This window comes from Dyadobacter sp., from assembly GCF_051859145.1.
In the GTDB taxonomy this organism is placed as follows: Bacteria; Bacteroidota; Bacteroidia; order Cytophagales; family Spirosomataceae; genus Dyadobacter.
In genome coordinates, this window is the sequence record NZ_JBHYGF010000226.1 from 1 (window position 1) to 7,039 (window position 7,039).

Sequence of the window (7,039 nt, forward strand, 5' to 3'; positions counted from 1 at the left end):
GGTAACAGGTCGGTGAGTACAGGCATTTACTTCCTGCTGGATGCGCGCAATTTCTCCGCATTTCATCGGATTAAGTCGGACGAAATGTGGCATTTTTATGCAGGTGACGCATTGGAAATTTTTGTAATTGACCCAACAACCGGAAAACTTCATATCATCAGATTGGGAAGTGATCCCGAAAATGGAGAGACTTTTCAGGCAGTAGTTCCGGCAGGAGCCTGGTTTGGCTCTCGCCCAGCTGCCGGAAGTTCCTATTCGCTGGTCGGCTGTACCGTCGCGCCTGGCTTTGATTTCCATGATTTTGAAATGGCAGACAGAGCGGCATTACAAGCCGAATATCCCGAATTTCAAACATTGATCGCTGAGCTGACCAGGATTTAGGCTGCTATTTCACTTCCAGTTTCGACCAATAAGGCTTCGATTCATACCGGTTTGTATAAACTCCGGTAACCGTATATTTTCCTACTGGCAGATCAGCCGGAATTTTGTATTTACCTAAAGGATAGCTTACTCCCGCTATTCCCCAGTAATAAACCACGAGTTCAGGAGCAAGATCAACCGTTTTGCCCGCCGATTTCAGTCGAAGTCTTGGGAGCCTGTTTACATCAAAATTGGTATTTCCTGATCCGTAATCGAGCGGCTGCGATTTGGTGTAAAATTCGTCACCTCTGTTAAAAGAAAGGGGCAAAGTATTTCGCTCATGCGTTTTTTCGATACTTCCTTTCCAGATCGTTTCCAGACAGTTGGTTTCAAAGTTGCCGACATACACACTGTTCTTCCCGAGCAGTTTGTTGTTTTCGTAAAACGAAAGCAGATACACTCCTTCCTCTAAATTGGCTGGGATTTTGTCAAGCGAGATCTTGGAATGATCGTTCACCCGCATTGCGGCAGTTACAGGTTGTTCAAGAAAGTCGCTGGAAAAGGTTACTGTGTATTTTCCTTCAGGTATGAAAATTCCGCCCGTGGCCGCAATGGTGTCCTTCCTCGTATGCTGGTATTTATACGCCGGCCAAAAAGTAACTATCGGCGTGTCGCGGGTGAATTTAATTCCTTCAAAAACAACTGGTTCCTGATTAAAAAACAAGATTTCCAGCCTGTGCGGATCAGAGGTAAGCAGGGTCTCTGTCTTCTGCAGTCCAATCCTGCCTCCTATATCATACACGACTGTCTCCGTCGAAAAGCCCGTTTTAGGGTTGGTAACCCTTAAAATAGGTCCGGCCTGATTTGGACTTGACGGAATACTGCCCATTTTGGCCTCAAAACGAAGCGGGAAATTAATCCCTTGCGCATTGATCGGCAATTCTTTACTTAGCAGGGTAATATTGGGTTTTCCTGAAAAATTGAAGTAAACATTGAAGAAGAATTTACCGCGATTGGATTTTTCGTGTAGCTCAAACGTCAATGGAGCAACTCCCTGGTATGCGAACCGGATAATGCTGTCTTTGGTAATCTCACCGTTCTGGTTGACCAGTCCGATATTTGAATGCAGCGATAACTTGACTTCGGCCTGCTGTTCGCTGTAAGTGTCGGGCAGGCTTACCATATAGCTGTTGGAAGTGGAGTCAAAAGTAATTTGCTGAGCGCCTGTTACGGTCAGGGCTTTCAGGAATTCTCCTGCTTTTGTCGGGTTTTCGGCTTGCGGCTCAGGCTTTGGGCCAACTTCCGGGTCTTCTTCTTTCTTACATCCTGAAATCAGCGCAAGGAGCAGGAAAATGAAGTATATAGACTTTTTCATGGCAGATTCGAATAAACAAATGGTTACTCTGTACACTCGAATTTAAGTCTTATTGCAAACAAATTGCAATTAATTATCAATAATCTATAAGTCCACCGACCGCATTCAATCAATAACCGACGCTTGTGTCATCGCCGCGCGGATCGGAGCCGCCTTCAAGCGTCCCGTCGGGTAAGACAAGGATGCAGTCCATCCTGCCGATTGTATTTCTTTGTTGTTCAAGGTTATATCCCTTTTCTTGTAACTTTTTGATTGCGCCTTCTGAAAATGCATTGGCTTCAAAAGTAGTCTTGTCGGGAAGCCACTGGTGGTGGAATTTCAATGCATTCACGGCTTGCTGCATGCTCATTCCATGTTCCAGTACATTCAATATAGTCTGATACACCGAAGTTATAATCGTCGAACCACCGGGCGTACCTACTACCATGAAAAGCTTACCATCTTTTTCGATGATCGTGGGTGTCATCGAGGAGAGCATCCGCTTGCCCGGCGCGATTGCATTGGCTTTGTTTCCGATCAGTCCGTACATATTCGGCGCGCCGGCTTTGATACTGAAATCGTCCATTTCATTGTTCATGAAAAACCCGGCGCCTTTAATTACAACGCGGCTTCCATAACCTCCATTCAATGTAGTAGTCAGCGAAACCGCATTTCCTTCTTTGTCTACTACCGAAAAATGCGTGGTTTCCAGACTTTCATATCCGGGAAAAGTACCCCCTTTAATATCCTTGCTGTCAGTGGCTTTATTCCAGTTGAAATCTGTCCAGCGGCCAGCCAGGTATTCTTTGTCCATTAAAGTCTCCTGTGGCACTTTCACGAAATCGGGATCTCCCAGGAACTTGGCGCGATCAGCATAAACGCGCCTTTCCGCTTCAATCATCACCTGAATGGTGGAGTCTGCATGCCAGCCCCATTTTCTTAATGGAAACTGTTCGGTAAGGCGCATTAATTGTACGAGCGCAATTCCGCCACTCGACGGCGGCGCCATGGTGATCACTTTATAGTCTTTGTAGCTTTCAGCGATGGTCTCCCTCCAAGCTGCACGATATTCAGCCAAATCTTTTTTGCTGATGATTCCTTCCCCATTCCGGTTCATATCTTTCACGAGCAGCCGGGCTGTTTTGCCTTTGTAAAAACCATCACGCCCTTTTTTCTGGATCCTTTTCAATACTTTTCCCAGATCTTTCTGAACAAGAATATCACCCGCAGCCCATTCCTTTCCGGCTGGGTGAATGAAATAAGAAGTGCCTGGATTCAGTGTTTCCACATCTTTCCTCACCGCATTCAGCCCACGCGCTTCCCGCTCTGTCTGCACTACGCCACTCATCGCCAGATCTATTGCAGGCTGAACAACCTGCTTCCATGAAAGCTTCCCATGCTTTGCATGCACTTCTGCCATTCCTGCTACTGATCCCGGCACACCGGAAGCCAGGCGGCCCAGGGTACTTGCTCTTGGAATGATGTTTCCGTCTTTGTCGAGGTACATATCTGCGTGGCCTTTTGCCGGCGCTTTTTCACGAAAATCAATGCTGTAATTTTTTCCGCTCTTGTTGCGCAGCACCAGAAATCCGCCGCCACCAAGGTTACCTGCCGACGGGTGCACGACTGCCAATGCAAACTGCACAGCTACCGCCGCGTCAACCGCATTTCCTCCCGCTTTCAATATCTCGACTCCCACCTTTGAAGCTTCCGGATGCGCAGAGGCAACCATGCCATTTTTGGCAAAAACACCTTGTCTGTCGCTGTAAAACGGTTTTTGATTGGGATCGTCGGAAAGGAACTGGTAAAAACCACTGGATTCCTGAACAGGTTTCTGGGCAGCTGCAAGCCACGGAAGGAAACAGAAAACAAGGAAGAATGTGTAGTGTTTTTGCATAACAGGAGTGTAAGGTTCGTGTTGTAAGATATCAAATCAGACCGTTTTTCTTGCCTTTTGTAACAATTTATTTCAGGATCAGAGGCTTAACCGCTAACTTTTGAATTGAATATGTCCCGACTGTGATTATGAAATTTTTACGACAGGTTTTAGAAAGTTTCAGATTTGCCTGGCAGGCGCTGAAGTCGAATATTACGCGTACAATCCTTTCCCTACTTGGGGTTACAGTCGGCATTTTCGCCATCGTTGCCGTGTTTACCATTGTCGACTCACTGGAAAGAAGCATTAAAGACAGCATGAGCTTCATCGGCGACAAGGTTATTTATGTTCAAAAATGGCCGTGGGGTTTCGGAGGCGAATACCAGTGGTGGAAATATTTCCAGTGGCCGGAGCCGACTTACGCAGAATACAAATATTTATACGACAACCTCGAAAGTGCCAGCGCCGTGGCTGTAATGGATTTTAAGGGGAATACAACGTTAAAAAACGGTTCGAACAGTATCAATGCGCAAATCCAGGGCGTCTCTTTCGAGTACAACCAGATTTCCGAAATCCCGATCGCGACGGGCCGCTACTTCATTCCGCTGGAAACAAACAACGCTCGAAATGTCGCTGTGGTAGGCGCGGATATCGCCGCTGCCTTGTATCCGGGTCAGGATGCGGTAGGAAAGCCATTTAAGCTGGCTGGTAACAAATTCACGATTGTTGGGGTACAGGTAAAAAAAGGGGAGAGCCTGGTCGATTTTGGAGGTAGTCCCGATAAGAACTGCATTATCCCTTTCACTGCATTTTCAAAGTTATTCCAGTCCGGTCGCAGGAGCGCTGATATTGTTGTCAAAGGCTTCCCGGAAGATGAGGGAATGCAGGAGGTTGAAGCAGAGATAACCGGCTTAATGCGCACCAAACGCGGTATAAAGCCCCGGGAAGGCAATAATTTTTCACTTAACCGGCCCGAAGCGGCAGCAGAGGCAATTGCCGGATTGTTCGCCGTGTTAACAATCGCAGGCTGGGTGATAGGCAGCTTCTCCATTCTGGTGGGCGGCTTCGGTATTGCCAATATTATGTTTGTTTCGGTAAAAGAAAGGACAAACCTGATCGGTATCCAGAAATCGCTTGGCGCGAAAAACTATTCCATTCTTTTTCAATTTCTGTTTGAGGCAGTTATGCTTAGTCTCGTAGGTGGATTGGTAGGGATATTCCTGGTTTACCTACTGTCATTTGTTCCAATGGGTACGCTCGAAATTCTGCTGACACCGGGTAATATCCTCCTTGGACTTACGGTATCCAGTGTGATCGGCGTGCTATCCGGGATCATTCCCGCGATGCTTGCCGCCAGAATGGACCCTGTTATTGCAATCCGCGCGAAATAGTAGGAAAAATCAAACGGTTTTCCGAAGTTAGCTTTCATCATAAACACTGAATTTCACACTTATGCGTAAATGGGTCATATTCGCGATTTTTCTTGCGATTATCTTTGGAATCTTATACTATCTCACGTTCGGATATTACAGCGAAGGCAAAAGGGGCGGCTTTATTACCAGGCTCAGCAACAAAGGATATTTGTTCAAAACCTATGAAGGCGAGCTGCGTATGGGCGGCCTTTATGAAGGTGACGGAACGATGAATTCGTCGGAATGGATCTTTTCTGTGAGCGGGAAAAATAAAGACGCAATCGCAAAGCTGGAAGAAGCTATTGCAAACGGCCACCGCGTATCGCTGACTTATGAAGAGAAATTTTTTGCGTTACCCTGGAATGGGGATACCAAGTATTTTGTAACCAATGTGGAAGTACTGGAAGGGGGACGGCCTAATATGCCAAATAATCGGCCGCAAACGGAACCTTTACCTTCTCCCACCGAAATCGATACCAACGAAGTACTATAATGCAAAGCCGGACTAACCTCCGGCTTTTTTTGCCTTATATCCTTTGCCGGTCAGCCAGGTGATAACCTTGTCGCGGTGGTCGCCCTGGATCTGGACTTCGTGGTCTTTTACAGTCCCGCCGCTCCCACAAAGATTTTTGAGCAGCTTGCCCAAAACTTCCAGGTCCGATACTTTCCCAACATAGCCTTTTACAACGGTACTCACCTTCCCGCCGCCTTTTCTTTCCAGCCAAACCCGCAGGTCCTGCTGATTTGGCGGCAAAGTCTCAGCTTCCTCGTCGGCATCATTAAACTCGAAATCGGGATTGGTTGAATAAATGATCCCGGAGCGGTTCTTTTTTGACATTTCTTAAAACTGTATTCCTGTTTGTAATGTGAATTTAGACAATCACGCGCAGACTTTGAGGTTTGATGTTGACTTCAATACGCGCAGTTGTCAACTGCAGTGGCTCGCCATCGTAGTGGATCAGTGGCGGCACTTCGGTCTCGATCACAGCGCGGGTTGCACTTTGATAATCGATAAAACGCGAGGCTTTCATTTGTTTGGTAAAAAGCTGATATGCAAGCGAGGTACCATACCATTTCGGAAAAGGTTTGATCGTGCAGATATCGAGCATTCCGTCCTGCAAATTAGCTTGCGGAGCTACCCAGGCATTGTTTCCAAACTGCCCTGCATTGGCAAACGAAATGGAGAATGCATTGGTTTTTACACCATTCAGCTTGAAGCTCTGCGGCTTGTAGTGCCAGTAGGAGCGGAAGGAAACATTGACATAAGTAGCCAGTCCCCGCACTTTCTGCTGACTGAAAAGGTGACCTACGTATGCATCAAAGCCCATTCCCGCCGTGCAGAAGAACGGAATGTTATTAAGTGTCGCCGTGTCGATCGTAATCTGTTTACCTGAAAAAAGCTTGTAAAGAGACTGATCCAGTGAGATCGGAATTCCCAAATGCCTGGCAAGCCCGTTTCCCGAACCCAGCGGAATGATACCTACCGGCGTTTTGCTGCCTACCAGCGGCTGCGCGATTTCGTTGATGGTACCATCTCCCCCCACTGCCACAATACCAGCCCAATCTTGCCGGTTAACGTGTTCTTTCACCAACTGCGTAGCATGCGCGCGGCCTTCGGTAAAAAGGATTTCTGCATTGCAACCAGCTTTATCCGCAATCGACTGGATGTGGGAAGTAATGAAGTCAGTTCTTTTGCCGGTTGAAGTACCCGAGTTTGGATTGAGGATAAAGAGAAAGGAGCGAGCCACTGATCAGGCGAAGAATAAGAAAAGTATGAGTAGAAAAACGATAATGAACAGGTAGTAAATACCATCTATAAACGGATATTTCTGCCTGTCAATCTTGCTGAAAAGATCATTGAACTTTCCCATTCCTGCGAATTACTGTCGTGTAAATGCTGTAAGTCTTCGTCAACCAAATCTTTCATTATATTGGAAGACCGAAAAACTGTTTTACAAAAATCTGCAAAAAATATGAGAAACTGGCTTTTTACCCTGATCCTGCTTGCTGCCTGCACCTTCGCATCCGCCCAATCGG

8 protein-coding genes are annotated in these 7,039 nt (G+C 46.7%); 3 read left to right on the top strand and 5 right to left on the bottom strand.

Going from position 1 to position 7,039, the window contains the following annotated elements:
- Positions 1-381: cupin domain-containing protein (locus tag ACTIE6_RS14075; protein WP_439557247.1), on the top strand; the 381-nt coding region annotated here is incomplete at its 5' end.
- Positions 382-385: 4 nt separating this feature from the next.
- Here the strand turns inward: ACTIE6_RS14075 and ACTIE6_RS14080 are convergent.
- Together ACTIE6_RS14080 and ggt are read right to left on the bottom strand one after the other, a co-directional pair.
- Positions 386-1,735 carry a hypothetical protein gene (locus tag ACTIE6_RS14080; protein WP_439557248.1) on the bottom strand — a complete coding sequence of 450 codons (1,350 nt, stop codon included), beginning with the start codon at positions 1,733-1,735 and terminating at the stop codon, positions 386-388.
- A gap of 109 nt (positions 1,736-1,844) precedes the next feature.
- Positions 1,845-3,611, bottom strand: a complete 1,767-nt coding sequence (gene ggt / locus ACTIE6_RS14085; RefSeq protein ID WP_439557249.1) for a gamma-glutamyltransferase — start codon at positions 3,609-3,611, stop codon at positions 1,845-1,847.
- A gap of 128 nt (positions 3,612-3,739) precedes the next feature.
- Between ggt and ACTIE6_RS14090 the strand changes: the two genes are divergently transcribed.
- Positions 3,740-4,981, top strand: coding sequence for an ABC transporter permease (locus tag ACTIE6_RS14090; RefSeq protein ID WP_439557250.1), 1,242 nt, complete (start codon positions 3,740-3,742; stop codon positions 4,979-4,981).
- Between the two features lie 61 nt (positions 4,982-5,042).
- Positions 5,043-5,495 (top strand): hypothetical protein, encoded by a 453-nt coding sequence (locus ACTIE6_RS14095; protein WP_439557251.1) that lies wholly within the window; start codon positions 5,043-5,045, stop codon positions 5,493-5,495.
- Between the two features lie 12 nt (positions 5,496-5,507).
- On the opposite strand, the gene ACTIE6_RS14100 is transcribed toward ACTIE6_RS14095, so the two are convergent.
- The 3 genes from ACTIE6_RS14100 to ACTIE6_RS14110 form a co-directional block, all read right to left on the bottom strand.
- On the bottom strand, positions 5,508-5,840 hold the full coding sequence (locus ACTIE6_RS14100) for a translation initiation factor (protein WP_439557252.1): 333 nt from the start codon (positions 5,838-5,840) through the stop codon (positions 5,508-5,510).
- A gap of 34 nt (positions 5,841-5,874) precedes the next feature.
- The gene (locus tag ACTIE6_RS14105; RefSeq protein ID WP_439557253.1) at positions 5,875-6,750 is read right to left on the bottom strand and encodes a diacylglycerol/lipid kinase family protein; all 876 of its coding nucleotides are present in this window, start codon (positions 6,748-6,750) and stop codon (positions 5,875-5,877) included.
- A 65-nt stretch (positions 6,751-6,815) separates the two neighbouring features.
- Positions 6,816-7,039, bottom strand: a 224-nt coding sequence (locus tag ACTIE6_RS14110) for a hypothetical protein (protein ID WP_439557254.1), incomplete at its 5' end; no start/stop codon positions are given.

Coding starts and splice junctions, on each gene's coding strand:
- ACTIE6_RS14080 (WP_439557248.1), bottom strand. CDS start 1,735: ATGAAAAAGTCTATATACTTCATTTTCCTGCTCCTTGCGCTGATTTCA.
- ACTIE6_RS14095 (WP_439557251.1), top strand. CDS start 5,043: ATGCGTAAATGGGTCATATTCGCGATTTTTCTTGCGATTATCTTTGGA.
- ggt (WP_439557249.1), bottom strand. CDS start 3,611: ATGCAAAAACACTACACATTCTTCCTTGTTTTCTGTTTCCTTCCGTGG.
- ACTIE6_RS14090 (WP_439557250.1), top strand. CDS start 3,740: ATGAAATTTTTACGACAGGTTTTAGAAAGTTTCAGATTTGCCTGGCAG.
- ACTIE6_RS14100 (WP_439557252.1), bottom strand. CDS start 5,840: ATGTCAAAAAAGAACCGCTCCGGGATCATTTATTCAACCAATCCCGAT.